Origin of the sequence: Streptomyces albidoflavus (assembly GCF_000719955.1) — a bacterium.
GTDB classification, from domain to species: Bacteria; Actinomycetota; Actinomycetes; order Streptomycetales; family Streptomycetaceae; genus Streptomyces; species Streptomyces albidoflavus.
The window spans coordinates 42,862-68,128 of the sequence record NZ_JOII01000001.1 but is presented as its reverse complement, the minus strand read 5'-3'; the positions used below and the strand labels follow the sequence as shown (position 1 = coordinate 68,128).

General features: G+C 73.3%; 28 protein-coding genes. 15 read left to right on the top strand and 13 right to left on the bottom strand.

Annotation, left to right across the window (positions count from 1 at the left end):
- Positions 1–188: 188 nt before the first annotated feature.
- From IF45_RS0100345 to IF45_RS0100305, 9 genes are all read left to right on the top strand, one after another.
- On the top strand, positions 189–1,970 hold the full coding sequence (locus tag IF45_RS0100345) for an ABC transporter ATP-binding protein (protein ID WP_030304768.1): 1,782 nt from the start codon (positions 189–191) through the stop codon (positions 1,968–1,970).
- Complete coding sequence (locus IF45_RS0100340; RefSeq protein ID WP_030304767.1) at positions 1,967–3,193, top strand: ABC transporter permease; 1,227 nt, start codon at positions 1,967–1,969, stop codon at positions 3,191–3,193. Before IF45_RS0100345 ends, IF45_RS0100340 begins: the two co-directional genes overlap by 4 nt.
- Entirely contained in the window at positions 3,190–4,458 is a 1,269-nt protein-coding gene (locus IF45_RS0100335; RefSeq protein ID WP_003948395.1) for an ABC transporter permease, read from the top strand. The genes IF45_RS0100340 and IF45_RS0100335 overlap by 4 nt, the downstream gene beginning before the upstream one ends.
- Entirely contained in the window at positions 4,455–4,895 is a 441-nt protein-coding gene (locus IF45_RS0100330) for a cytidine deaminase (RefSeq protein ID WP_010638467.1), read from the top strand. Before IF45_RS0100335 ends, IF45_RS0100330 begins: the two co-directional genes overlap by 4 nt.
- A gap of 107 nt (positions 4,896–5,002) precedes the next feature.
- A complete protein-coding gene (locus IF45_RS0100325) occupies positions 5,003–6,280 on the top strand; it encodes a thymidine phosphorylase (RefSeq protein ID WP_008403739.1) in 1,278 nt (425 codons plus the stop codon).
- A 66-nt stretch (positions 6,281–6,346) separates the two neighbouring features.
- Positions 6,347–6,649, top strand: a complete 303-nt coding sequence (locus tag IF45_RS0100320; protein WP_030304765.1) for an STAS domain-containing protein — start codon at positions 6,347–6,349, stop codon at positions 6,647–6,649.
- Positions 6,650–6,728: 79 nt separating this feature from the next.
- Positions 6,729–7,322 carry a PadR family transcriptional regulator gene (locus tag IF45_RS0100315; RefSeq protein WP_030304764.1) on the top strand — a complete coding sequence of 198 codons (594 nt, stop codon included), beginning with the start codon at positions 6,729–6,731 and terminating at the stop codon, positions 7,320–7,322.
- A 12-nt stretch (positions 7,323–7,334) separates the two neighbouring features.
- A complete protein-coding gene (locus IF45_RS0100310) occupies positions 7,335–8,330 on the top strand; it encodes a hypothetical protein (protein ID WP_030304762.1) in 996 nt (331 codons plus the stop codon).
- Positions 8,331–8,499: 169 nt separating this feature from the next.
- Positions 8,500–9,381, top strand: a complete 882-nt coding sequence (locus IF45_RS0100305) for an MHYT domain-containing protein (protein ID WP_030304760.1) — start codon at positions 8,500–8,502, stop codon at positions 9,379–9,381.
- A gap of 20 nt (positions 9,382–9,401) precedes the next feature.
- On the opposite strand, the gene IF45_RS0100300 is transcribed toward IF45_RS0100305, so the two are convergent.
- On the bottom strand, positions 9,402–10,526 hold the full coding sequence (locus tag IF45_RS0100300) for a sigma-70 family RNA polymerase sigma factor (protein WP_030304759.1): 1,125 nt from the start codon (positions 10,524–10,526) through the stop codon (positions 9,402–9,404).
- 148 nt (positions 10,527–10,674) lie between these two features.
- Positions 10,675–12,030: an MFS transporter gene (locus IF45_RS0100295; protein WP_071338126.1), complete on the bottom strand. Its 1,356-nt coding sequence runs from the start codon at positions 12,028–12,030 to the stop codon at positions 10,675–10,677.
- Positions 12,031–12,092: 62 nt separating this feature from the next.
- Here IF45_RS0100295 and IF45_RS0100290 point away from each other — a divergent pair, with 62 nt between their 5' ends.
- Positions 12,093–13,118: a LysR family transcriptional regulator gene (locus IF45_RS0100290; protein ID WP_198536851.1), complete on the top strand. Its 1,026-nt coding sequence runs from the start codon at positions 12,093–12,095 to the stop codon at positions 13,116–13,118.
- On the opposite strand, the gene IF45_RS0100285 is transcribed toward IF45_RS0100290, so the two are convergent.
- The gene (locus tag IF45_RS0100285) at positions 13,072–13,422 is read right to left on the bottom strand and encodes a hypothetical protein (protein ID WP_030304755.1); all 351 of its coding nucleotides are present in this window, start codon (positions 13,420–13,422) and stop codon (positions 13,072–13,074) included. The genes IF45_RS0100290 and IF45_RS0100285 overlap by 47 nt on opposite strands.
- Positions 13,423–13,471: 49 nt before the next feature.
- Entirely contained in the window at positions 13,472–14,152 is a 681-nt protein-coding gene (locus IF45_RS0100280) for a DJ-1/PfpI family protein (protein ID WP_030304753.1), read from the bottom strand.
- Between the two features lie 223 nt (positions 14,153–14,375).
- Here IF45_RS0100280 and IF45_RS0100275 point away from each other — a divergent pair, with 223 nt between their 5' ends.
- Positions 14,376–15,314 (top strand): GlxA family transcriptional regulator, encoded by a 939-nt coding sequence (locus tag IF45_RS0100275; RefSeq protein WP_030304750.1) that lies wholly within the window; start codon positions 14,376–14,378, stop codon positions 15,312–15,314.
- Positions 15,315–15,354: 40 nt separating this feature from the next.
- Here IF45_RS0100275 and IF45_RS0100270 read toward each other — a convergent pair whose 3' ends face one another.
- Positions 15,355–16,113 (bottom strand): alpha/beta hydrolase, encoded by a 759-nt coding sequence (locus IF45_RS0100270; protein WP_008403758.1) that lies wholly within the window; start codon positions 16,111–16,113, stop codon positions 15,355–15,357.
- A gap of 132 nt (positions 16,114–16,245) precedes the next feature.
- On the opposite strand from IF45_RS0100270, the gene IF45_RS0100265 reads away from it, so the two are divergent.
- Both IF45_RS0100265 and IF45_RS0100260 read left to right on the top strand, forming a co-directional pair.
- Positions 16,246–17,412, top strand: a complete 1,167-nt coding sequence (locus IF45_RS0100265; RefSeq protein WP_030304749.1) for an adenosine deaminase — start codon at positions 16,246–16,248, stop codon at positions 17,410–17,412.
- A gap of 147 nt (positions 17,413–17,559) precedes the next feature.
- A complete protein-coding gene (locus IF45_RS0100260) occupies positions 17,560–17,931 on the top strand; it encodes a hypothetical protein (RefSeq protein ID WP_010638441.1) in 372 nt (123 codons plus the stop codon).
- A 110-nt stretch (positions 17,932–18,041) separates the two neighbouring features.
- Here IF45_RS0100260 and IF45_RS0100255 read toward each other — a convergent pair whose 3' ends face one another.
- The 5 genes from IF45_RS0100255 to afsQ1 form a co-directional block, all read right to left on the bottom strand.
- Complete coding sequence (locus IF45_RS0100255; RefSeq protein WP_003948379.1) at positions 18,042–18,248, bottom strand: PspC domain-containing protein; 207 nt, start codon at positions 18,246–18,248, stop codon at positions 18,042–18,044.
- A gap of 122 nt (positions 18,249–18,370) precedes the next feature.
- The gene (locus IF45_RS0100250; protein ID WP_030304747.1) at positions 18,371–18,997 is read right to left on the bottom strand and encodes a VanZ family protein; all 627 of its coding nucleotides are present in this window, start codon (positions 18,995–18,997) and stop codon (positions 18,371–18,373) included.
- Positions 18,998–19,104: 107 nt separating this feature from the next.
- Positions 19,105–19,716, bottom strand: a complete 612-nt coding sequence (locus IF45_RS0100245) for a hypothetical protein (RefSeq protein ID WP_030304746.1) — start codon at positions 19,714–19,716, stop codon at positions 19,105–19,107.
- On the bottom strand, positions 19,713–21,407 hold the full coding sequence (locus tag IF45_RS0100240; protein WP_030304744.1) for a sensor histidine kinase: 1,695 nt from the start codon (positions 21,405–21,407) through the stop codon (positions 19,713–19,715). The genes IF45_RS0100245 and IF45_RS0100240 overlap by 4 nt, the downstream gene beginning before the upstream one ends.
- Positions 21,404–22,081 carry a two-component system response regulator AfsQ1 gene (afsQ1, locus tag IF45_RS0100235; RefSeq protein ID WP_003948375.1) on the bottom strand — a complete coding sequence of 226 codons (678 nt, stop codon included), beginning with the start codon at positions 22,079–22,081 and terminating at the stop codon, positions 21,404–21,406. The genes IF45_RS0100240 and afsQ1 overlap by 4 nt, the downstream gene beginning before the upstream one ends.
- A gap of 181 nt (positions 22,082–22,262) precedes the next feature.
- Between afsQ1 and IF45_RS0100230 the strand changes: the two genes are divergently transcribed.
- On the top strand, positions 22,263–23,051 hold the full coding sequence (locus IF45_RS0100230) for a SigE family RNA polymerase sigma factor (RefSeq protein WP_026235035.1): 789 nt from the start codon (positions 22,263–22,265) through the stop codon (positions 23,049–23,051).
- 314 nt (positions 23,052–23,365) lie between these two features.
- On the opposite strand, the gene IF45_RS0100225 is transcribed toward IF45_RS0100230, so the two are convergent.
- The 3 genes from IF45_RS0100225 to IF45_RS0100215 all read right to left on the bottom strand — a co-directional run bounded on the left by IF45_RS0100225 (position 23,366) and on the right by IF45_RS0100215 (position 24,359).
- The gene (locus tag IF45_RS0100225; protein ID WP_003948373.1) at positions 23,366–23,587 is read right to left on the bottom strand and encodes a hypothetical protein; all 222 of its coding nucleotides are present in this window, start codon (positions 23,585–23,587) and stop codon (positions 23,366–23,368) included.
- Positions 23,588–23,943: 356 nt separating this feature from the next.
- Positions 23,944–24,159: a hypothetical protein gene (locus tag IF45_RS0100220; protein WP_030304741.1), complete on the bottom strand. Its 216-nt coding sequence runs from the start codon at positions 24,157–24,159 to the stop codon at positions 23,944–23,946.
- Positions 24,156–24,359 (bottom strand): hypothetical protein, encoded by a 204-nt coding sequence (locus tag IF45_RS0100215; protein WP_030304740.1) that lies wholly within the window; start codon positions 24,357–24,359, stop codon positions 24,156–24,158. The genes IF45_RS0100220 and IF45_RS0100215 overlap by 4 nt, the downstream gene beginning before the upstream one ends.
- A 170-nt stretch (positions 24,360–24,529) precedes the next feature.
- On the opposite strand from IF45_RS0100215, the gene IF45_RS0100210 reads away from it, so the two are divergent.
- Complete coding sequence (locus IF45_RS0100210) at positions 24,530–25,264, top strand: DUF6879 family protein (RefSeq protein ID WP_030304739.1); 735 nt, start codon at positions 24,530–24,532, stop codon at positions 25,262–25,264.
- The last annotated feature ends 3 nt before the right edge of the window (positions 25,265–25,267 follow it).

Here is a 25,267-nt window from a genome sequence, read left to right as displayed (position 1 = left end):
CCCGGGCCCTTCACCGGACCCGGGCACGGTCACACCCTCGGCGGCCGGACCCAGGGGTCGGCCCCCAACCGGCCCGCAGCGGCCCGGACCCGGGGCGCGCCCCACGGCAGCCCCGGGTCCGTTCCGTGTGAGGCCGCGTACTCCACGCCCTCGTACGCCCCCGGGCGCACACCACCCCCGCACGCCCCTTGCGCACCGCCCCCCGGTGCGCGGAGTGTTCGTACGGCCCGTCAGCCGTACCCAGCCACCACCCTCCAGTCAGCCAGGAGCGCGTCATCAAAGCCGCCAGCGCCCCCCAGGGCGAGCCTCCCACCGGTGAGTCCGGCTCCGGCTCCGCCGGTGCCGACATCGCCGTCGAGCTCCGCGGAATCACCAAGCGGTTCCCCGGAGTCGTCGCCAACCACGACATCGACATCACCGTCCGCCGCGGCACGGTGCACGCCCTCGTCGGCGAGAACGGCGCGGGCAAGTCGACCCTGATGAAGATCCTCTACGGGATGCAGCGTCCCGACGAGGGCACCATCACGCTCGACGGCACCCGGGCCGACCTGCACTCGCCCGGCGACGCCATCGCCCGCGGCGTCGGCATGGTCCACCAGCACTTCATGCTGGCCGACAACTTCACCGTGCTGGAGAACATCGTTCTCGGCGCCGAGAAGCTGCACGGCATCGGCGGCAGGGCGCGGCGGAAGATCCAGGAGATCTCCGACGCGTACGGACTGGGGGTGCGGCCCGACGTCCTCGTGGAGGACCTCGGCGTCGCCGACCGGCAGCGGGTGGAGATCCTCAAGGTCCTCTACCGGGGCGCGCGCACGCTGATCCTCGACGAGCCCACCGCCGTGCTGGTGCCGCAGGAGGTGGACGCCCTCTTCGACAACCTGCGCGAGCTGAAGGCCGAGGGGCTCACCGTCCTGTTCATCTCGCACAAGCTGGGCGAGGTGCTCTCGGTCGCCGACGCCATCACCGTCATCCGGCGCGGCACCACCGTCGCCTCGGTGGACCCGGCCGAGACCACCGCCCGGCACCTCGCCGAGCTGATGGTCGGCTCGGCCCTGCCCACCCCGGAGACCCGCGAGTCGACCGTCACCGACAAGCCGATGCTGGCCGTGGAGGGGCTCACCGTCCACGACCCGCAGACCGGCCGGCCCGTCTGCGACGACGTCACCTTCACCATCCACGCCGGTGAGGTCATGGGCATCGCCGGCGTCGAGGGCAACGGCCAGGCCGAACTGGTCGAGGCCGTCATGGGCATGCGCGAGGCGGCCGGGGGCGCCCTGCGCCTGGACGGCCAGGACATCTCGCGCACCCCGACCCGGCAGCGCCGCGAGGGCGGCATCGGCTACATCCCCGAGGACCGCCACCGCCACGGCCTGCTCCTGGACGCCCCGCTCTGGGAGAACCGCATCCTCGGCCACGTCACCGAGGCCCCCAACTCCAAGGGCGCCTTCCTCGACCCGGGCGCGGCCCGCCGCGACACCGAGCGGATCGTCACCGAGTACGACGTGCGCACGCCCGGCATCGACGTGCCCGCCTCCTCGCTCTCCGGCGGCAACCAGCAGAAGCTGATCGTCGGCCGCGAGATGAGCCACCACCCCAAGCTGCTCATCGCCGCCCACCCGACGCGCGGCGTCGACGTCGGCGCGCAGGCGCAGATCTGGGACCAGATCCGCGAGGCCCGCCGCGAGGGGCTGGCGGTCCTGCTGATCTCCGCCGACCTCGACGAGCTGATCGGCCTCTCCGACTCGCTGCGGGTCATGTACCGGGGCCGCCTGGTCGCCGACGCCGACCCGGCCGCGATCACCCCCGAGGAGCTGGGCTCGGCCATGACCGGCGCCGCCACCGGCCACCTGGAGCACCCGGACGGGCCGCCGCCCGTGCCCGGCGCCCGTACCCCGCAGGACGAGCCGCGCGAGGCCGTCGCCGGCTCGCAGAACGACGACCACCCCCGCGAGGACGGTGACACCCGATGAAGCGCTTCTCCGTGGAGCGTGTGCTGCTCACGCTGCTCGCGCCCGTCCTCGCGCTGGCCGCCGCCTTCGTCATCACCTCGGTGGTGCTGGTCGCGACCGGCAAGGACCCGTTCACCGCCTTCTGGGTGATGTTCGACTACGGCACCAAGTCCGACAGCCAGGTCTTCATCCTCAACAAGGCGACCACGTACTACCTCGCCGGACTCGCCGTCGCCATCGGCTTCCGGATGAACCTCTTCAACATCGGCGTGGACGGCCAGTACCGCCTGGCCGCGTTCTTCGCCGCCGCCGTCGGCGGCGCGCTGGAACTGCCCGTCCTGGTGCACATCCCGCTGATCATCCTGGTGGCGATGCTGGTCGGCGCCATGTGGGCCTCGATCGCCGCGCTGCTCAAGGTCTACCGGGGCGTCAGCGAGGTGATCTCCACGATCATGCTCAACTCGCTGGCCACCAGCTTCATCGGCTACCTGCTGGTCGAGGACCGGCTCGCCGTGCTGCACAAGGACACCAACAGCGTCTCCACCCAGCCGCTCCCCGAGTCCGGGCAGTTCTTCTCCTTCGACATGGGCGCCGACGGAGAGATCTGGGGCTTCATCGTCGTCTCGGTCCTCGCCGGCATCGGCTTCTGGTTCCTGCTGGGCCGCACCCGGTTCGGCTTCGACCTGCGCGCCGTCGGCCGCTCCGAGGAGGCCGCCAAGGCCAGCGGTGTCGGCGTCAAGCGCATGGTGATCACCAGCATGGCGCTCTCCGGCGCCGTCGCCGGCCTCACCGGCCTGCCGCTGCTGCTCAACGACAGCCACCAGTTCACCAGCAACTTCCCCACCGGCATCGGCTTCACCGGCATCGCCATCGCGCTGCTCGGCCGGAACAACCCGGTCGGCATCGCCTTCGCCGCCCTGCTCTGGGGCTTCCTCGAACGCGGCGGCAACCGCCTGGAGTTCCACGGCTACGACAAGGAGATCGTCGGCGTCATGCAGGGCGTCATCGTCCTCTGCGTGGTCATCGCCTACGAACTGGTCCGCCGCTACTCCCTCAAGTCCCAGCAGCGCATGGTCGGCGCCGAGCTCGCCGCCGCCGGCCAGGGCGGTCCCGGTGGCCCGGGCCCCGACTCCGGCACCGGCGGCGAGGGCCCCGGTGACGGCGGCGACGGCCCGGACGACCGAGGCCCCGACGCCGGACCGAACACCCCGGACAGCACTGAGAAGAAGGAGGTGCCGGCATGAGCGCCACGGTCACCGCTGAGAAGGCCACCCCGCCCGCGCCCACCCGCTCGCGGCGGATGAGCCTGCCGCGCGTCCTGCTGCTCCTCTCCGGGGCGCTGCTTGCCCTGTGCGCCGTACGCGTCATCACCGGCGCCGACAACATCACCGGCTCCAGCCAGATCGCCGCCGCCCTCTCGCTGGCCGTGCCGATCGGCCTCGCCGGTCTCGGCGGTCTGTGGGCCGAGCGCGCGGGCGTGGTCAACATCGGCCTCGAAGGCATGATGATCCTCGGCACCTTCTTCGGTGCCTGGGCCGGCTACCAGTGGGGCCCGTGGACCGGCGTCCTCGTCGGCGTCCTCGCCGGCGCCCTCGGCGGCCTGGTGCACGCCGTGGCCACCGTCTCCTTCGGCGTCGACCACATCATCTCCGGTGTGGCCATCAACATCCTGGCCCTCGGTGCCACCTCCTACCTCGCCAAGCGCTGGTTCGAGCCGCTGGCCCACCTCGGCGCCAGCCCCAAGCAGTCCCCGGCCGTGGACGACCTCCCGTCGTTCACCGTGCCCGGCCTCTCCGACGGGCTGAAGTCGCTGGAGAGCCACCACTGGTTCCTCGTCTCCGACATCGCCGGCATCCTCGGCGGCCTGGTCACCAACGTCTCGGCGCTCACCGCGCTGACCGTGCTCCTGGTCGTCGGCTCGTACTTCGTCCTGTGGCGCACGCCGTTCGGCCTCAGGCTCCGCTCCTGCGGCGAGAACCCGCTGGCCGCCGAGTCCCTCGGCGTCAACGTCTACCTGTACAAGTACGCGGCCGTCGCCACCTCCGGCGCGCTCGCCGGACTCGGCGGCGTCTTCCTCGCCATGGTCCGCTCGCACATCTACAACGAGGGCCAGACCGGCGGCCGCGGCTACATCGGCCTCGCCGCGATGATCTTCGGCAACTGGCGTCCCGGCGGCCTCGCCGCGGGCGCGGGCCTCTTCGGCTACTCCGACGCGCTCCAGCTCCGCAACGGCGGCACCACCGTGCACGCCCTGCTGCTGCTGATCGCGGTGGTGCTGGTCCTGCTGGCGGTATGGAAGATCTACCGCAAGAGCTACCTGACGGGCGCGGTGTCGGCCGGCTTCGCCGTCCTCGTGCTGGTCTGGTACTTCATGACGGACACCGTGCCCAACGAGATGGTCGGCGCCACCCCGTACGTCGTCACCCTGCTGGTGATGGCCCTGGCGGCGCAGAAACTACGCATGCCGAAGTACAACAACAAGCCGTACCGGAAGGGCCAGGCCGGATGACGGCCCCCGGCCCCGCCGCCACCGAGCCGCCCGGCGGCTGGGGCCCCCTGCTGGAGGCCGCCCGGGACGCCATGTCCCGGGCGTACGCCCCCTACTCGGGGTACCCGGTCGGCGCCGCCGCCCGTACCGACGACGGCCGGATCGTCACCGGGTGCAACGTCGAGAACGCCAGCTACGGCATCGGCCTCTGCGCCGAGTGCGGCCTGGTCTCGCAGCTGCACGCCACCGGCGGCGGCCGCCTCACGCACTTCGCGTGCGTGGACGGCGCCGGCGCGGCCCTCGTCCCCTGCGGCCGCTGCCGCCAGCTCCTCTACGAGGCCGGCGGCCCGGAGCTGCTGCTGCGCACCCCCGAGGGCGTCCGCACCCTCGACGCGATGCTGCCGCAGGCGTTCGGCGCCGGCCACCTCACGGCGCAGGACGCGGCCGGCGAGGCGTAGGCACGACCCCGGGGCGGGGCGCCAGGACCGGCGCCCCGCCCCGCCCGTTTTTCCGCTCCGAGGCGGCGCGGCCCGCACGCCCGCCTCCCCGAAGAAAGGCCGGACCGATGGACGTCATCTCGGTCATCCGCGCCAAGCGCGACCGCATCCCCCTCACCGACGCCCAGATCGACTGGACCGTCGACGCCTACACGCGTGGCGCCGTCGCCGACGAGCAGATGTCCGCGCTGGCCATGGCGATCCTGCTGAACGGCATGGACCGCCGCGAGATCGCCCGCTGGACCGCCGCCATGATCGCCTCCGGCGAGCGCCTCGACTTCTCCTCGCTGGCCCGCCCCACCGCCGACAAGCACTCCACCGGCGGCGTCGGCGACAAGATCACCCTGCCGCTCGCCCCGCTCGTCGCGGCCTGCGGCGCCGCCGTGCCGCAGCTCAGCGGGCGCGGCCTCGGCCACACCGGCGGCACCCTCGACAAGCTGGAGTCCATCCCCGGCTGGCGCGCCTCGCTCAGCAACGCCGAACTCCTCGACGTCCTCGCCTCCACCGGCGCCGTCATCTGCGCCGCCGGCGACGGCCTGGCCCCCGCCGACAAGAAGCTGTACGCGCTGCGCGACGTCACCGGCACCGTCGAGGCCATCCCGCTGATCGCCTCCTCGATCATGTCGAAGAAGATCGCCGAGGGCACCGGCTCCCTCGTCCTGGACGTCAAGTGCGGCACCGGCGCCTTCATGAAGACCGTCGAGGACGCCCGCGAACTGGCCGAGACCATGGTCTCCCTCGGCACCGACCACGGCGTGAAGACGGTCGCCCTGCTCACCGGCATGTCGACGCCGCTCGGCCTGACCGCGGGCAACGCCCTGGAGGTCCGCGAATCGGTCGAGGTGCTGGCCGGCGGCGGCCCCGCCGACGTGGTCGAACTGACCCTCGCCCTCGCCCGGGACATGCTGGAGGCGGCCGGCATCCACGACGCCGACCCGGCGAAGAAGCTCGCCGACGGCTCCGCCATGGACGTCTGGCGCCGCATGATCTCCGCCCAGGGCGGCGACCCGGACGCCCCGCTCCCCACCGCCCGCCACACCCACACCGTCACCGCCCCCGCCACCGGCGTCCTCTCCCGCCTCGACGCCTACGACGTCGGCGTCGCCGCCTGGCGGCTCGGCGCGGGCCGCGCCCGCAAGGAGGACCCGGTGCAGGCCGCCGCCGGCATCGAGTTGCACGCCAAGCCGGGCGACACGGTCACCGAGGGCGCGCCCCTGCTGACCCTGCACACCGACACCGACGAGCGGTTCGCGGGCGCCCTCGACGCGCTCGGCTCCGCCTGGGACATCGCCGCGCCGGGCACCACCGTCGACACCCCGCCGATCGTCCTGGACCGCATCGCCTGACCCCCGCGCACCCTCAAGGCCGGGCCGCACCGATGACTTTCGGGCGGCCCGGCCGTCTGCCCGGGTGTGGATGCCGACGTCACCGACCCCGCCGTACTGAGGCTGGCCAGCCCCGTCTCCCCCTCGGACGGGCCCCGCCTCTGCGCCGAACTGACCCGCCTCGCCGCCGCCGGGGCCACCGAGATCGTCTGCGACGTCTCCGCCCTCCACACCCCGCGACTCTCCGCCGTGGAAGCCCTGTCCCGCCTCCGCCTCACCGCCCACCGCACCGGCTGCCACCTCCGCCTGCACCACCCGACCCCGCAACTCCGCGCCCTGCTGGAACTGACGGGGCTGGCGGAGCCGCTGGGGCTGGGGGAGGCGCCCTGAGGGGACGCGCGCCCTGGTCGGCCAGTTACTCGCCACCAGTCTCTTTCGAATGGTCTATTTAGACTGCTAGAGTGCGCGCATGCCACGCCGCGCTCTCGACAACCCGATCGTCCCCGCCGTGCTCGGGCTCCTCCTGGAACAGCCCTCGCACCCGCACAAGCTCCTCGCGGACCTGCGGGCCCGCAGCGAGAGCCACGCCTCCGCCGCCACCCGGGGCACGCTCTACAACACCGTCGCCGCCCTCGCCGAGGCCGGCTGGATCGCCTCCCAGGGCCAGGAACGTACGGGCAACCGCCCCGAGCGCACCGTCTACGCCCTCACCGAGGCCGGCCACGCCGAGCTGGTACGGCGGCTCGACGCCCAGATCCGCGACCCCGAGCGCGAGTTCAGCCGCTTCCTCGGCGCCGTCGCCCACCTCGGCGCCCTGGGTCCCGACGGCGCCGTGGACGCCCTCACCGAGCGGGAGCGGCGCCTGCGTGCCCGCACCGCCGAGGATGAACGCCGCCTGGCCGAGGCCCTGTCGGCGGGCGTCCCCCGCCTCCACGTCATCGAGGCCGAGTACGCCCTGCGCCTGGCCCACGCCGAACTGGCCTGGATCGGCACGGTGGCCGAGGAGATCCGCACCGGCACCCTGCCCTGGCCCACCCCCGCCCCGCAGACCGACGCACGCTGACGGAAGGACCCCGTGACCCGCACCCCGAGCACGAGCGCACCCCTGCTCTTCGGCATCTACCCCGGCGGCGCCACCGGCGACGACGCGGGCGGCCTCGCCGTCGGCCCGCCCGACGACCCGGCCCAGGTGTCCACCGCCCTCGACCTCCTCCAGGGTTCCCCGGACCGCCCGTTCCTGGTCCGCGCGTACACCCACTTCGACGACACCACCCGGCCCGGCGGACCCCACCCGACCGCCACCCCGGCCGGCGCGGAGCGGTACGCCACCGGCGCCCGGCGCCTGGACCTGGTCGCGCAGTACCGGTCGGCCGCCGGGGACGTCGACGGCTACTGCGCGTTCCTCGGCGAACTGGTGGAGCAGTACGGCCCGGTGACCCGGACGCTCCAGGTCACGGAGGAGCCCGACGTCACCACCAACCCGGTGCTGGACGGCTACCACCCGCGCGTGCGGGAGGCGCTCGTACGGGGCGTCCCGGCCGCCGCCGCCCGGGCCCGCGCGCTCGGCCACACCCACCTGCGGATCGGCTTCAACACCACCCCGCTGTTCGGCCCCGCCACCGCCTTCGTCGCCGAACTGACCGCCCTGGGCGGCAGGGAGTTCACCGACGCCCTGGACTACGTGGGCCTGGACTTCTTCCCGGACGTCTTCCGGCCGGTCGCCGCCGACGGCCTCGCCCCCGCCGTGGCGGGCCTGCTGCGCCACCACCGGGAGGCGGTGCTGGCGCCGGCTGGTCTGGGGCACCTGCCCCTGCACATCACCGAGCACGGCTGGCCCACCGGCCCGGAGCGTCACCCGGAGCGCCAGGCCGAGGTGGTGGAGACCGTGGTGACGGCCGTCGCCGAGCTGGCCGGGCCGCTGCGGCTGAGCGGCTACACCCACTTCGCCCTGCGCGACGCCGACACCACCCGGCCCGGCCTCTTCCACCGCTTCGGGCTCACCACCGACGACTACGCCCCGAAGCCCGCCTTCGACGCCCTGCGGGCCCTCGTCGCCCGCCACGGCGGCTGACCGGCCGTCGGTCCCTGCCCGCCACCCTCCCCGTTGGATGAAGCCCCTTCGGGGTGATAAGTCCTGCCCGGGGTAATGAAATCGATAGGTTTTCGGTCATTTCCTGTCCGGATACCCGCTTACCGTTGGGGAGCGTGTTCGCTCCCTGACAACGAAAGAACGACACCTCATGCAAGGAACGGTTGACGGGTTCAGCTACGGCCTGGTCACCCCGGTCGCGGCCTTCCTGATGGCGGCCCTCGGCGGCGCCCTCGGACTGCGCTGCACGGTCCGGTCGCTGCACGGCGGGCAGACCTTCAAGGCCGGGTGGCTGGCACTGGGGGCCGCCGCCATCGGCTGCGGCATCTGGACCATGCACTTCGTCGGCATGATGGGCTTCTCCGTCGCCGAGTCCGCCATCAGCTACGACGTGCCGTTCACCCTGGTCAGCCTCGGCGTGGCCATCGTCGTCGTCGGCATCGGCGTCTTCATCGTGGGCTACCGGGGCACGGGCCCGGTCACCCTCGCCACCGCCGGCCTCGTCACGGGGCTGGGCGTCGCGGCGATGCACTACATCGGCATGGAGAGCATGAGCCTGCGCGGGGAGTTCGCCTACGCCCCGGTCCTCGTCGTGCTCTCCGTGCTGATCGCCGTCGTCGCCGCGACCGCCGCGCTCTGGGCCGCCATGACGGTCCGGGGTTTCCTGCCGAGCCTCGGTGCCAGCGCCATCATGGGCGTCGCCGTCACCGGTATGCACTACACCGGCATGTCCGCGATGACCGTCCACCTCGACGGCCACGCCAGCCGCACGGTGCAGGGCGGGTCCATGACCACGGTGCTGCTCCCGATGCTCTTCGGCCCGCTGGTCCTCCTGCTGGTCGCGGGCGTCATCGTGATGTTCGACCCGCTGCTGATCTCGGGCGAGGACACCTGGAACGGCGCCCGCCGGCCGCGCCCCCGCCGCCGCCCGCAGGGCCGGCACACGTCATCCGCGCCCGCCCCCGTGGCGGCCCCGCGGACCCCGGCCGCCGAGCCCGCGAGCCGCTACCCCGACTCGTACGGCCCCCGCTGACCGGGGCGTAACCACGGTCGTCAGGCCCCGGCGGCCCGTTCCGCCTCGATGATCTTGCGGGCCCGCTCGACCGGTGAGGGCAGGTCGGGGGCCTCGTCCCCGCCGGCCGGCCGTCCCTCGGCGTCCAGCGCCGGGGCGAGGCCGAAGAGCGGGAACCACTTCGGGGTGTCGAGGAAGCAGTGCAGCCCCGTGATCCGGCCGCCGGAGAGGTCCAGGACCTGCACCGCCCAGGGCACGAAGCCGGGCTCGCCGTCCTCCCGGGGCTTGTAGTGGGCGAAGGCGGGGGCGCCGTTGGCCACCGTCGGGATCAGCCGGGAGCCGGCGCAGGCGGCGCCGATGGTGGTCATGAAGCCGGTGATGTCGTCGGTGCCGGCCAGCCACAGGTCGAACGGCGGCATCGTCATCACCGCGTCCTCGTGGAGGAGGGCGGTGAGCGCCGTCATGTCGTACCCCTCGAAGGCCGCCACGTACCGGTCGAGGAGTTTCTGCTGCTCGGCGTCGAGCGGGTCGGCGGTGTCGGCCGCCTCCTCGGCGCCGACGTGCTCGGCGAGGGTGGCGCGGGCCCGCTGCAGGGCGCTGTTGACGGAGGCGGTGGTGGTCTCCAGCAACTCGGCGACCTCGGCGGCCTTCCACGCCAGGACCTCACGGAGGATCAGCACGGCGCGCTGCTTGGGCGGCAGGTGCTGCAGGGCGGCCATGAAGGCGAGCCGCACCGACTCGCGCGCCACCGCCGTCTGGGCCGGGTCGGAGTGGGAGGGCAGTACGCGGGCGTCGGGCACCGGTTCCAGCCAGGTGTTGTCGGGACGGGGACTCAGCGCCGCCTGGGCCAGCGGCGTGGCCGGGGTCAGGTCGACCGGGCGGGCGCGGCGGTTGCCCGCGTTGAGCGAGTCCATGCAGACGTTGGTGGCGATGCGGTACAGCCAGGAGCGGAGCGAGGAGCGCCCCTCGAACCGGTCGTACGCCCGCCAGGCGCGGACGAAGGTGTCCTGCACCGCGTCCTCCGCCTCGAAGGCGGAGCCGAGCACGCGGTAGCAGTAGCCGGTCAGCTCCGTGCGGTGGCTCTCCAGCAGGACGTCCAGCTCGACCGCCGCCCCGACACCCTCGTCGGTCCCCGTCGCCTGCGTCGTCGCCGGCACCTGTGCCATACGCCCCACTCACCCGTCGTCGCCCGGAAAAGCTCCCGTACCCGGAAGCTACCGCAGGGCGCCGACAATCGCGCCCGGAGTACGAAACTGCCCCAACCGGCCCTGTTCACAGGGCAGTCGGGGCAGTAGAGGAGCGGCGTGAGCCGGTTCAGCAGCCGGCCGGAACCTGCCGGTGCCGCTCGGCGCGGGCCGCGTACGTCCCCAGCAGGGTCAGCCCCGCCACCGCCAGCACGGCCAGCGCGCCGATCAGCGTGGTGCCGGTCCAGCCGGCCGCGTGGAAGGCCATGGCGCCGAGGACACCACCGAGGCTGGAGCCGATGTAGTACGCCGACTGGTACAGGGCGGACGCCTGTGCGCGGCCCTCGGTCGCGGTGGCCGAGACCGAGGAGGAGGCGACCGCGTGGCCGGCGAAGAACCCGGCGGTGATCAGCACCAGCCCGGCCACGATCAGCACCAGCGAGTCGGCCAGCGAGACCGCGAGCCCGGCGGCGGTGGTCCCCGCCGACAGGTAGAGCGTGCCGCGCCGCCCGAGCCGCGCCACCAGCCGCCCGGCCCGCGCCGAGGCGACCGTACCGACCAGGTAGACGACGAAGATCGAGCCGACGACGCCCTGCGGCAGCGAGAAGGGCTCGGCGCTCAGGCGGTAGCCGATCACCGTGTAGACGGCGCCGAAGACCGTCATGAACATCCCGCCGATGGCGTACAGCCGCAGCAGCAGCGGGTTGCGCAGGTGCCCGGCGACGGTGGCCGCCACCGAGCGGGGGTGCAACGTCGCCGGGGTGAAGTGGCGCGGCGCCGGCAGCAGCGCGCGGAAGAGGAGGCCGCAGGCGACCGAGACCAGACCGATCACGGCGAGCGCCGGACGCCACCCCCACTCCTGCGCGACCCAGCCGGTGACGATCCGGCCGCTCATCCCGCCGATGCTGTTGCCCGCCACGAACATGCCGATCGCGCCGACCAGCGCCCGCGGCCGCACCTCCTCACCGAGGTACGCCATCGCCGAGGCGGGCACGCCCGCCAGCGCCGCACCCTGCACGGCGCGGAGCGCCACCAGGGCGCCGAGGTTCGGGGCGAACGGCACCAGCACCGCCACCACCAGGGCGACCGCCAGCGAGACGGTCATCAGCCGGGCCCGCCCGAACCGCTCGGAGAGGGCGCTCAGCGGCAGCACGCACAGGGCGAGTCCGCCGGTGGCCGCCGAGACCGTCCAGCTGGCCGCGCTCGCACTCGCGCCGAGGTCGGCGGAGATCAGCGGCAGCAGGGCCTGGGTGGAGTAGAGGAGGGCGAAGGTGGCGAGGCCCGCGGCGAAGAGGGCGAGGCTCATCCGGCGGTAGCCGGGGCCACCGGGCACCATCCGCGTGTCGGCGGGGGCTGCCGGGGGAGTGGCCGCGGCGGCGGGCGCCGGGGCGGTCACCGGGGAGGAGGACTTCGGGGAGGTCGGGGACACAGACGGAACACGGGCGTCCACGAGAGTCGCGGACGCCCCGGTACTGGCGGGAGGCATGGGTCGAACGTAGAACGCGCGCATTCATCCGTCCAATGCATGGATCGGCGACAATCGATCCCATGACGCATCAGCACAGCTCACAGCGGCGGCTGTCGCAGAACAGTAACGCGCAAGACATTCCGGTGACCGCCGCCACAGGTGCCACCGGGACCGGGGCCACCCCCGCCACCGCCCTCGAACCGGGCTCCTGGCCGGCCCTGCTAGCCCCCCGCCTCGCCCACTTCGCCGCCGTCGCCCGCACCGAGCACGTCACCCGCGCCGCCGAGGAACTCGGCATGCCGCAGTCGACCCTCTCCCGCTCCCTCGCCCGGCTGGAGGGAGAACTCGGCGTCGACCTCTTCGCCCGGCACGGCCGCACCCTCACCCTCACCCCGGCGGGCCGCGCCTTCTCGGCCTCCGTCGAACGCGCCCTCGGCGAGGTCGAGAAGGCCGCCGAGACGGTCCGCGCCGACGCCGACCTCACCTCCGGCAAGGTCGCCTTCGGCTTCCTGCACACCATGGGCTCGGAGACCGTCCCCGCCCTGATCCGCGCCTTCCGCGCCGACCACCCGCACGTCCGCTTCACCCTGGTCCAGAACTACGGCGAGTGGATGATCGAGGCCCTGCGCGCCGGCCGCCTCGACCTCTGCCTCACCTCACCCGTCCCGGACGCCCCCGACCTGGTCGCCCGCCGCCTCGACGAACAGCGGCTGCGCCTCGTCGTCCCCGACGACCACCGCCTCGCCTCCCGCCGCCGCATCCGCCTCGCCGAAGCGGCCGACGAAGCCTTCGTCACCCTCGAACCCGGCTACGGCCTGCGCCGCATCACCGACGCCCTCTGCGCCGAGGCCGGTTTCCGCCCCCGCGTCGCCTTCGAGGGCGAGGAGGCCGAGACCCTGCGCGGCCTCGTCGCCGCCGGCCTCGGCGTCGCCCTCCTCCCGCCCCCCGCCGTCCCCCGCCCCGGCGTCGTCGAACTCACCGTCACCGCCCCCCGCGCGGTCCGCGAGATCGGGGTGGCCTGGATGTCCGGCCACCCCGACACGCCACCGGTGGCGGCGTTCAAGCGGTTCCTGCTGTCCCGGCGGGGCCATCTGCTGCCGGGCTGACGGGGGCACCCCGCCGCACTCCGGTGACCCGGGAGGACGGCAGCCGCCCGGCTCGCGAGACGCCGTGCAGGGCGTCCCCGTCGACCGTCACGTCGAAGGCCAGGTTGAGCCGCAGCGGCCGGGTGACGGCCTGCTTCCAGGTGACCCGGTCCCCGTCGGCGACGACCTCGCTCAGCGCCACCTCCTGGCCCGCCCCCTCGGCGGTGCCGGTCAGGACGCCGTCCACCCGGTGCAGCGTGACCACCGCCTTGATCCGGCCGACGGGGGTGGCGATGGACAGGTCCCACGTGCCTTCCACGGACATGCTGATGTACCTCTGTTCTCTGGTGTGTCGGGTGTGCCTGTCGGGTGTGTCAGAAGGCAGCCGGGACCGGGCCCGCCGGCCGCCAGACGGTGCCGCGCCGCTCGTACGCGAAGAGTTCCTCGACGGCGTGGGCGACGCGGGGCCCGGCCTCGCGCTCCAGCAGGTACAGGGCGAGATCGAGTCCGCTGGTGACCCCGGCGCCCGTGACCAGGTCGCCGTCGTCGACGACCCGGGCGCGGACCGCGTGCACCCCGGTGGCGTCGAGCAGGTCCAGGCCGAGGTGGTGCGTGGTCGCGTGCCGTCCCTCCAGCAGGCCCGCCATGGCCGGGATCAGGGAGCCGCCGCAGACCCCCGCCACCACCACCGCCGGATCGCCGACCGCCGCCGCCAGCAGCCCCGGCAGGGAGGTCCCCAGCGTCGCGGCCAGCAGTACGGGGATGGAGCCGGGCTCGGGCTCGCCGTCCTCCCCGGGCGTCTCCCCGAGCGGCCCGGCCGCGCCCGGCAGCAGCACGACGCCCGGCCGGGCCGGGTCCAGGCCGCCCGTGGCGCGCAGGGCCAGCCCGCCGGTCCCGCTCACCACCTCGCGCGGCCCCTCAGCCGACACCAGCTCCACGCTCACCGCGCCGCCGGTGGCGGTACCGCCCGCGTGCAGCACCTCGAACGGGGCGACCACGTCGAGCGGATCGAAGCCGTCGAAGAGAACGATCTGTACGTGTACGGGGTTCCGCACGGGGTCCACCTCCAGGAACGCGCCGAGGCCGGTCCGTCCGCCACGGTCACCTCCGACGCTAGAAGCTCCACCCGTGTCCGCCCAGTGGCAGAAACGTCACCTTCCGACGGGAAAGTGCCAACGAGTGAAAGCAAAGCGACCGAGCGCGCGCCGATGCCGTCCTCGCCCCTGAACAGGGCTCACCCATGGAGTCCGTTTCCCGCGCCTCGGGTACATTCCCGCCATGCACACCGTCGCCGTCCTCGCGCTCGACCAGGTCATCCCCTTCGACCTGTCCACGCCCCTGGAGGCGTTCGGCCGCACCCGCCTGCCCGACGGGCGGCCCGGTTACCAGGTCCGGGTGTGCGCCGGGACGCCCGAGGTCGACGCCGGGTCCTTCACCCTCAAGGCCCCCTGGGGGCTGGACGGACTGGCCGGCGCCGACACCGTGATCGTCCCGGGCACCGCCGACCCCACCGCGCCCCTGCCGCCCGCCGTCCGTGACGCCCTGCGCGCGGCCGCCGCCGACGGCACGCGCATCGCCTCGATCTGCTCCGGCACCTTCCCGCTGGCCGCCACCGGCCTGCTCGACGGGCTGCGCGCCACCACACACTGGGTCGCCGCCGACCTCCTCGCCGAGCTGTACCCGGCGATCGAGGTCGACCCCGCCGTCCTCTACGTGGACAACGGCGCGCTCCTCACCTCGGCCGGCGCCGCCGCCGGGCTCGATCTCTGCCTCCACATGATCCGGCGCGACTACGGTTCCGCGGTCGCCGCCGACGCCGCCCGGCTCTCCGTCGTCCCTCTCGAACGGCAGGGCGGCCAGGCCCAGTTCATCGTGAACGACCGGCCGCCCGCCCCGCGCGGCGCCGCTCTCGAACCCCTCCTGGTCTGGCTCCGCGAGAACCTCGCCCGCGACCTCACCCTCGCCGACATCGCCGCCCACGCCGGAACCAGCACCCGCACCCTGATCCGCCACTTCCGCGAACAGACCGGCACCACCCCGCTCCAGTGGCTCCACCGCGCCCGCATCCGCCAGGCCCAGCACCTCCTGGAAACCACCGGCCACCCCGTCGAGCGCATCGCCACCCAGGTCGGCTTCGCCTCTCCCACCACCTTCCGCGACCGGTTCCGCCGCACGACGGGGGTCAGCCCACAGGCGTACCGGCGGAGCTTCAGCTGAGGGGACGGCACCGCGTCAGGGGGCGCGCCCGCCCCGCGCCTCAGTGCCGCAGCGACCGCCCGAACCCCGAGGCCAGCGGCATCCTGAGGCCCAGTGGCGGCGGGGCCGCGAAGGCGTCGGTGACCGGGCGGGCGAAGTCGGTGCCGAGGAGGGCGCCGAGGACGAAGTCGGTGGCGAGGGAGAGGACCTCGGTGCGGTGCTGGGCCAGGGCGTGGCCGTCCGAGTGGACCTCGAAGCGGCAGATGTCGCGGTTGGACTTCTTGGCGCGTTCGGCGAGGCGGAAGGAGAGTTCGGGGTCGCAGCGCTCGTCGTTGGTGCCGTGCACGATCATCACCTGGCGTCCGGCGAGCTGGCGTACCGGCTCCGGCTCGGCGTCGGTGGACTCCTCGGGGAGCCAGGGGGCGACGGCGAGTACCGAGGTGACCGCGTGGTGCCCGGCGGTGCGCAGGGCGGCCCGGCCGCCCATGCCGCGTCCGGCGAGGCAGACGGGGACGTCGCCGTAGCGGCGGACGGCCTCGTCGGCGGCCCAGGCGGCGTCCTGGGCGAGGTCGGCGCGGTCGCCGTTCCAGCCCCGGCAGCGGTAGCGCACCACGTGGGCGGCGATGCCGTGGGTGCCGCCCTCGGCGGCGAGGCGGCGCGCGAGGGCGCGGGTGCGGCGGTCGGGCAGCGGCGGGGGTCTGCGGTCGGAGTCGGGCAGGCCGGAGGGGAGCAGCAGCACCACCCCGGCGACGGCGGCCGGGGTGGCGGCGATGATGCGTCCGAGCCGGGGGTCCCGTACCGGCGTCGTGTGCTGGGTCACGACAGAACAGTCTCAGAAGCGCGGGCGTACGCCACCTGTACGGCGGGTCACCGTTACATATCGGCGCGCCGCGGCCGGGGCCGTAGCCGCACGGCCCTGACGGTCTACGCGCGTAGGAGGTACAGTGCCGCAATGACGAGCCAGATCGCGGGCCAGATGGCCCCCTCCCCGGACGCCGACCAGATCCGCCGCGCCCCGAAGGTGCTCCTCCACGACCACCTCGACGGTGGCCTGCGCCCCGGCACGATCGCCGAACTCGCCGCCGAACAGGGGTACTCGGCGCTCCCCGACAGCGACCCGGTCAAGCTCGGCGCCTGGTTCAGGGAGGCCGCGGACTCGGGCTCGCTGGAGCGGTACCTGGAGACGTTCTCGCACACCGTCGGCGTCCTGCAGACCCGCGAGGCCCTCTTCCGGGTCGCCGCCGAGGCCGCCGAGGACCTCGCGGCCGACGGCGTCGTCTACGCCGAGATCCGGTACGCCCCCGAGCAGCACCTCGACGGCGACCTCACCCTCGAAGAGGTCGTCGAGGCCGTCAACGAAGGGTTCCGCGAGGGCGAGCGCCGGGCCCTGGCCGCAGGCCACCGCATCCGCGTCGGCGCCCTGCTGACCGCCATGCGGCACGCCGCCCGCTCGCTGGAGATCGCCGAACTGGCCAACCGCTACCGGGACGCGGGCGTCGTCGGCTTCGACATCGCGGGCGCCGAGGCCGGCTTCCCGCCCACCCGCCACCTCGACGCCTTCGAGTACCTGAAGCGGGAGAACAACCACTTCACCATCCACGCCGGCGAGGCGTTCGGCCTGCCCTCGATCTGGCAGGCGCTCCAGTGGTGCGGCGCCGACCGGCTCGGCCACGGCGTGCGGATCATCGACGACATCGAGGTGGCCGACGACGGCTCGGTCAAGCTCGGCCGCCTCGCCTCCTACGTCCGCGACAAGCGCGTCCCGCTGGAGCTCTGCCCGACCTCCAACCTCCAGACCGGCGCCGCCCCCTCCTACACGGAGCACCCCATCGGGCTGCTCCGCAGCCTCGGCTTCCGCGCCACGGTCAACACCGACAACCGCCTCATGAGCGGCACCTCGATGAGCGCGGAGTTCGCGCACCTGGTCGAGGCATTCGGCTACACGCTCGACGACATGCAGTGGTTCACCGTCAATGCGATGAAGTCCGCGTTCATTCCTTTCGATGAACGCCTCGCGATGATCAACGAGGTGATCAAGCCCGGTTACGCCGCGCTCCGCTCGGCCTGGCTCTTCCGGGAGACCGTCCCGACCAGCGGTTCCGTCGGAACCGGCGACTGAGAACGGTTTCCCCGGGCAACGGCTGAACCGTCAATTCCGGGTGCGGACACGGCCCCGGACGGTGTTTGTGGGCCGCCCGGCGGCGTGGCTACGGTCGCCACGGCCGCCGGAGCGGTGGCACTCATCCGCCCCACAAGGACGTGTCCCATGAAGAAGCAGGCGAAGCACGCCAAGCCCTCGAAGTCGTCGCAGTTCGCGGCCAGGTCCCTCGGAGCCGTCGCCCTCGGCGCCGCCTTCGCGGCCGCCGGCGGCGGTGTGGCCTCGGCAGACACCGGCCTGCCCAAGCCCTCCGAGGCCCTGACGACCGTCGACCAGACCCTGCCGCTCGGCGAGGTCGCCCAGTCGACGCTGCCCGCCGGTGCCCCCGAGGCGGTCGGCAGCGGGGTGCGGGCCGTGGGCATGGGCGCCGACGCCCTCGTCGACAAGGCCAGCGACCCGCGCGCCCTCCTCGCCGAGCTGCCCAACATCGACGACCTCGGCGTCGAGGGCCTGGCCACCGACGCGCTGCTCGGCCGCTGAGCCCAGCCGCCTCAGGCGCACCGCACACCGACGGCCGGGTCTCCCGCGGAAGGGAGACCCGGCCGTCGGCGCTGTCCGGGGGCGAGTGGGGGCGCACCCGCGGTGCGGCGTCACCAGGAATGCCGGGCGGCGCTCTTCTCGCTCGGCAGCAGGAACCACAGCGCCAGGTAGAGCAGGAACTGCGGGCCCGGCAGCAGGCAGGAGACGACGAAGATCACGCGCATGGTGCCGGCGGAGGTACCGAAACGCTGGGCGAGCGCCGCGCACACGCCGCCGATCATCCGTCCGTGGGTGGGGCGGACCAGGCTGGAGGCCATGGGAACTCCTTCGCGTACGTCGGGACGGGACCCGGTCGGGCCCCGCGCGGGTTCCGGCCTCCCCGGCCGGACCTCCCGCTCTTCTTCCACGGTACGCAGGACGAATGCGTCCAAGCCTCGCCCTACGGGGCGATACCCACCCTGGAAATCGTCGGGGTCGCACCCTGAGCGCGTCCCTCCTCCCAGCGGCGGAGCACGTCGGGAGAGCCCTGCCCCGGCCGCCGCGCCGGGACCGGCCGCACCCCGCCGTCCCGGGTGCCGGGTGCCGGACGGCGCGGCCGGTCGGGCTCCCGGCGCAGCCGGGCCCGCACGGCGGGGACCACGGCGAGATGGAGCACGGCCACCCCCGCCGTGTTGAGCAGCACCGAGTCGACGTCCACCACCCGGCCGGGCACGCCCGTCTGGAGGAGTTCGATCGCCAGCGAGATGAGCGCGGCCGCCGAAACCGTACGCAGCAGCGAACCGAGCGGGGAGACGTGGAGCCGCCCGTCGGCCAGCGGCAGGAGGATGCCGAGTGGCGCGAGGAGGGCCAGACCGGAGCCGATCCGGGTGGCCGCCTCGACAGGGCCGCGGGCGAGGTCGGCGCGGATGCCGGCCAGCGGATGCAGATTGGTCGCGCTCACCCAGGGAACGTCCAGGGGACGCAGCGTGACCCATCCGACGAGAAGGAGATGGGCGACGAGGAGGAGACCCCCAGTCGCTCGGAAGCCGATCGGGGCGCTCTCGCCGCCCCAGCCTTGACGCTGCACGCAGTCAAGGACGCGGGGTGCGGCTCCGGCGGTTCCCGCCGATCGCGGGGAAGTGGCCGGGCGTCGTAGCGCACCGTGTCCGTACCGGCCGGACGGTCGGCCCCGGGTCAGGGCGCGACGGTCTGGGCCGGCGTCGGCGCGGTGCCGGGCCGGGTGCGTACCTCGTCGGTGCAGGAGTAACGGCGCAACGGCGCGTCGTCCGGTCCGCCGAGGACGACAGAGCCGTCGGAGGCGGCCGCCGGGCTCCCCGAGAAGGTGCAGACGACCTGTGCGAGTGCGAAGACGGAAAGGTTCTCCGGGAGGGTGCCCAGGCGCAGCGCCTCCCGCGGATCGCCCCCGCCGGGGCCCGTCACGGTCAGCCCCTTGCGGACATCCGTGGTGAAACCGGCCCGCTCCTCGTCCTCGGACGGGGTGCGGCTCGCCTCCTCCAGCAGCGCCCGCGCCATCCGGACCGGGTCGCCGGCGTGCCGCTCGCGCAGCGGCAGCACCCGGTCGACGTCGACCAGCCGGCCCCCGCACACCAGCGCGACGGGTGCGGTGAACTCCCCGGCCTCCGGCTCGGCGACCTCGCCGCCCGCCAGCTGGCAGGCGGCCCGCGAGGGCGCCGGGCCGAAGTCGGTCGGCACCTCGGTCGCCCGGATGCCGCAGCCGCTCAGCACGGCCGCCGCCGCCACCGCGAGGAGCGGCCAGGCCGCCCGTACCGTCTTCCTGCCCGTCACCGCCGGTCGCCGCCTTCCCTGCCCGGTGTCGCGGGGTGCGCCCCGCCGTCGTCGCCGGTGTCCTCGTCGCCCTCGGCCTCCACCGCGCCGCCGTCCATCGGCAGCCGTAGCGTGAAGACCGCCCCGCCCTCGGGGGAGTTGGCGGCGCTGATGTCACCGCCGTGGATGTGCGCGTTCTCCACCGCGATGGAGAGGCCGAGCCCGCTGCCGTCCGAGCGCGGCCGGGAGGCACTGGCCTTGTAGAACCGGTCGAAGACGTGCGGCAGCACCTCCTCCGGGATGCCGGGACCGTGGTCCCGTACCCGGATCACCAGCCGGTCCCCGGCCTCCTCGCCGACCGTGGGCGGCTCGACGCGGACCGAGACGCGGACCGGGGAGCCGCCGTGCTTGAGCGCGTTGCCGATGAGGTTGGCGAGGATCACGTCGAGGCGGCGCGGGTCGACGTGGGCCATGATGCCGCGCTCGGCGTCCAGCTCGACCGCGTCCAGCCAGGCCCGCGCGTCGATGCAGGCGGTGATCTGGTCGGCGATGTCCACGGTGTCCAGGACCAGCCGGGCGGTGCCCGCGTCGAAGCGGGTCACCTCCATCAGGTTCTCCACCAGGGTGTTGAGCCGCCGGGTCTCGCCGATGACCAGCCGGACCGCCGGTTCGATCATCGGGTCGACGCTGCCGGTCTCCGCGTCCAGCTCCTCCTCCAGCACCTCGGTGACGGCGGTGATCGCGGTCAGCGGAGTCCGCAGCTCGTGCGACATGTCGGCGACGAACCTGCGGCTCGCCTCCTCCCGGTCGCTCATCGCGTCGACCTGCTTCTCCAAGGCTGCCGCCGTCCGGTTGAAGGTCCGCGACAGCTCGGCCAGTTCGTCGGTGCCCGAGACCCGCAGCCTGGTGTGGAGCTTGCCCTCGCCGAGCCGGCGGGCCGCGATGCCGAGCCGGTGCACCGGCTTCAGCACGGTGGTCGCCGCCGCGTGCGCCAGCAGCGCGGCGCCGATCAGCGCCAGCGTGGTGGCGATCCCCAGCGACCAGGCCAGCGAGTTGAGATCGTCCGCCTCCGCCTGGAGCGACTTCTTCAGATAGCCGGTGGGCCCGCCCCCGGCCACCCGCGCTCCGCCGATCAGGTACGGCGTCCCGTCCTCCACCGTCCGCTGCCAGAACAGGTGGTACGCCGCTGGGTCGCCCGAGGCCCCCTTCTGCTCCTCGCCGACCGCGTCGCGCAGCGCACGGGGCACGTCGGCCACGGTGAAGGTGTCGAGGTCGGAGTTGCCCGCGACCCGGTGCCCCTCCTCGCTCTCCCCGAGCAGGACCACCGCGTAGTGCTGGCTGGAGTCGGCCATCTCGGTCGCCGCGTCCCGCAGTTCCGCCTGCGAGGGGTGCGGCGGCAGGGCGGCCGCGTGACTCTGCAGCTCCTGGTGGAAGTCGCTCAGCGCGGCGTCCTGCGTCCGGGTCAGCACCGCTTCCCGGTTCAGCCAGTACGCGATCCCCGACGCGGAGACGGCGGCGGTCAGCGCGACCAGGCCGAAGACCAGCACGAGCCGCAGCCGCAGACTGGTGAACCGCAGCCCGGCCAGCATCCGCCCGCGCGGGCCCCGGTCCTCGCCCGTCTCGTCGATCACGCCCTCGTCGCCCGCGCCGCCCGGTTCCTCGGGCGCGCGGGTCTCGCCGCCCCGGGAGGCGGCCGTGTGTGCCGGTCTCACTGAGGCGCGTCCAGCCGGTAGCCCACGCCGCGCACGGTACGGATCAGCGTCGGCGAGGACGGCACGTCCTCCACCTTGGCGCGCAGCCGCTGCACACAGGCGTCGACCAGCCGGGAGTCACCGAGGTAGTCGTGCTCCCAGACCAGCCGCAGCAACTGCTGCCGGGAGAGCGCCTGCCCCGGCCTGCGGGACAGCTCCAGGAGCAACCGCAGCTCGGTCGGGGTCAGTTGCAGGTCCTCGCCGTTCTTCGTGACCGTCATCGCGGCCCGGTCGATCACCAGCGACCCGAAGACCGCCGCGTCGTTCGACTCCCGCTCGCCCCGCCGCAGCACGGCCCGGATACGCGCGTCCAGCACCCGCCCCTGGACCGGCTTGACCACGTAGTCGTCGGCGCCGGACTCCAGCCCCACCACCACGTCGATGTCGTCGCTGCGCGCGGTCAGCAGGATGATCGGCAACTGGTCCGTGCGGCGGATGCGCCGGCACACCTCGAAGCCGTCGATGCCCGGCAGCATCACGTCCAGCACGATCAGGTCCGGCCGCTGCTCGCGCAGGAGCGTCAGACCCTCCTCGCCGGTGGCAGCGGTCGCCACCCGATGCCCCTGGCGTGTCAGCGACAGCTCCAGGGCGGTACGGATGGCGTCGTCGTCCTCGATCAGCAACAGGGAAGGCACGCCCGCCATTCCGTCCCATGCCGCCGCCGAGTTCGACAGGTGGAGCGCTCCCTTACCTCATCCACACCCCGACGGGCCCTGTGACAGGGCTGTGACAGTCGGCGGACACCGCCATGAAGTCGCTTCGGCAGGCTTCTGGGCAGACGGGAAAACCCAGGCTCCACGACGAGGAGGGCACGCGATGAACGCACCGCACAGCAAGCACCCTGGTGCGGTTGTCACGCGTCTGCACGACGTGGCGCTGCGGTCCAACGAGAAGTCCGGTGCCGTGAGCGGGCGGGGGTGCGCTCGCGGCACCGGGCGTCAGCACACCGTGCACGCGGAGCGCCAGCCCCGCGTCACCGTGTTCGACGCACTCCAGACGGGCCGGGGGGCCACGGGGGACCCCCGGAACCGGGACGCGTACGGGGAGACGGGGGACCGGCCCGAGCAGACGGAGCGGGACGACGCCGAAGCGGCGTTCACCGCCTACGTCCGCGAGCGCCGCGCCTCCCTGTACGCGACCGCCTACCACCTGACCGGCGACCGGTACGAGGCCGAGGACCTGCTCCAGAGCGCCCTCTTCTCCACGTACCGCGCCTGGCACCGGATCAGCGACAAGGCGGCCGTCGGCGGCTACCTCCGCCGCACCATGACCAACCTGCACATCAGCGCCTGGCGGCGCCGCAAACTCAACGAGTACCCGACCGAGGAGCTTCCCGAGACGGCCGGCGACACGGACGCCATGCGCGGCACCGAACTCCGCGCCGTCCTGTGGCAGGCACTCGCCCGGCTCCCCGAACTCCAGCGCACCATGCTGGTCCTCCGTTACTACGAGGGCCGCACGGACCCGGAGATCGCGGACATACTCGACATCAGTGTCGGCACGGTCAAGTCCAGCATCTGGCGCTCCCTGCGCCGGCTGCGCGACGACGAAGTCCTCAGCTTCGGCCGTGACCAGGAGGAGTCCTTCGGCGAACTCGTCGCCTGAAGGATCAGGCCCCGCGACCCGGGGCCGGACGGGGGAAGAAAGCGGGCAGCCCACGGGGGACGTGGGGCAGCCCGAGGGGGAAACGGGACCGCTCACGATCGGGGGATCGGGGTGGGCCCTGACCAGGGGAAACGGGGGAAACGGGGGATGCCAGGGCCGGGGGGCCTTGGCGGACCACGGGGAACACGGGGGAACACGGGGGTCCGGGGGGATCACCGGAAGAGCGCGGGACCGGAGGGCCGGGGGGTCTGTCCGGTTCCGCGCTCGTCTTTCGTGCGGGGAGAGGGGCGTCCTTCCGGGGGCCCCTCTCCTTGTCACGCGGCCATGGGAGGGTCGTCGTCCTCCTCGGCGGCCGGGGGTGGCGGCTTCCTGAAGCGTTGCCACGAGTCGCGTGCCCGCCCGGCGGAGTCGAGCACGTCCGGGATCTGGTCGAGCAGCCCCTTCAGTGCGAAGAGGAAGATCGAAGCCACCCCGGCGACGGCCAGAATGACGATGATGGCGGTGCCGTCCACCGATCCTCGTACCTTCCCTGTCATGGGTCGGATCGGGTGCGCAGGCAGCCGCGATCCGAACCCTGCGGTTCGGACCGGGACACCTGCGTCGATGCGGCACGCACATGTTCTCGGGTGGGCCTTGTACCCAGGCCCGGGGTCTCGCGGTCGTACGGTCGTGCTCTACTGCCAGCCCGAGGTTGAAGGCTGACCGGCATCATCGGCACGGCCAGGAAGGTACCGCGCCCGGTCACTGGGGCTCGCTGTGTCCTGTCCTCCCGTTACCAACCCGGGTCGCACAGGCGCGTAGGGCGTTTCGCCCACTGAGGCCCATAGTACCGGCACGCCCCACTCAACGTCGCCTAGTCGCTAGGCAGTTGGCGGAAGACGACATGGCCCGCTCAAGCCCTGGCCCGTTCCGTCACCAGCTCGTCCCCGGCCCGGAATCGCTCCGTACCCCCCTCCTCCCACGTGATCCTCACGAACAGCCCGCCCATCGCCCCGATGTCGGTCGTCGTCGCCTTGACCGTGCGCCACACGCCCTCGTAGCCGATCCGGCCGCCCGGGGCGACGAGGGCCGCCAGCTTGGTCGGGCTCGCGCCCGCGTCTTTGCTCACGCCCGGCCGCCGTCACGCAGGGCTTCCGCCAGCTGGGCGGCCACGTCGGGGCGGACTCGGCCGAGTTCCACGAGGCCGAGGTGGGGGGAGGCGGTGTCGACGGCGAGGGAGGGGAGGACGATGCCGGCGGCGGTGAGGGCGGCTCTGAGGGAGTCGGTCGCTGCGTAAGGGTCGGTGTGCTGCTGGTTCCTGGGCGTCATGAACGGGACGGTAGGGCTGGGGTGTTGATCTGCGAGGCGCTGTTTTCTCAGGTTTGCTCGACAGGGCGGGTAATTGCCGGTGTTTTCTCTTCGGTTCGCCCGGTATCTGTGGTGTTGGGGGTGGGGCCTGGCCAAGCTGTTGGTCCCCATCCATGGAACGGAGAGCGCTCATGGCTCGTAAGCTGCGCTTCATCGGCACGGACAGCAAGGTCGACGGATGCCCCGCCCTGCACACCGACGAGGGCACCGGAGAGGTCATCGTCCAGGGCGCACCCGTCACCGACCCGGAAGACCTGGCGCAGCTCCGGCACTTGGGGGCGGGTGAGGCAGCCGTGGCAGTGCCGCGCGAACTGCTGGTGAACTGGGGACCGAAGGAGAGGGAGCGAGTGCCCGAGATGGTGGACCGGGAGGCGTTCCGTCGCCTCTTCGAGACCTTCCAGCACACCGCCTGGCGGCTGGAGACGCGGGGCGGTTACGCCTCGGACCGCGAGGACCCGGACTACCAGGAGTTCCTGGCCACCGGCTCCGCCCCCTGCGACCTGAACGAGCCCTGGTTCGTCAACATCAAGGCACAGACCGAGGGGGGCAAGACGGTCGGCCGGGTGCGTATCGCCGACAAGCCGATGACGACGGGGCAGCGGTTCCTGCTCGACTACTCCCGGTACAACGCGGCAGTCGGCGAGGACATCCGGTACCTGTGGCGCGAGGACGCGGCTGGGCTGCCCGCCGAGGACTTCTGGATCTTCGACTCACGCCTGGTTGCGCTGCTGCACTTCGACGATGCCGACACCATCGTGAACATCGAGCTGATCACCGAACCGGCCGAGGTCGTGCGGTACGCCACCGTCCGTGACGCGGCGAGGCACCACGCCGTTCCGTTCGGCCAGTTCGCCGCGACCGAATGACGT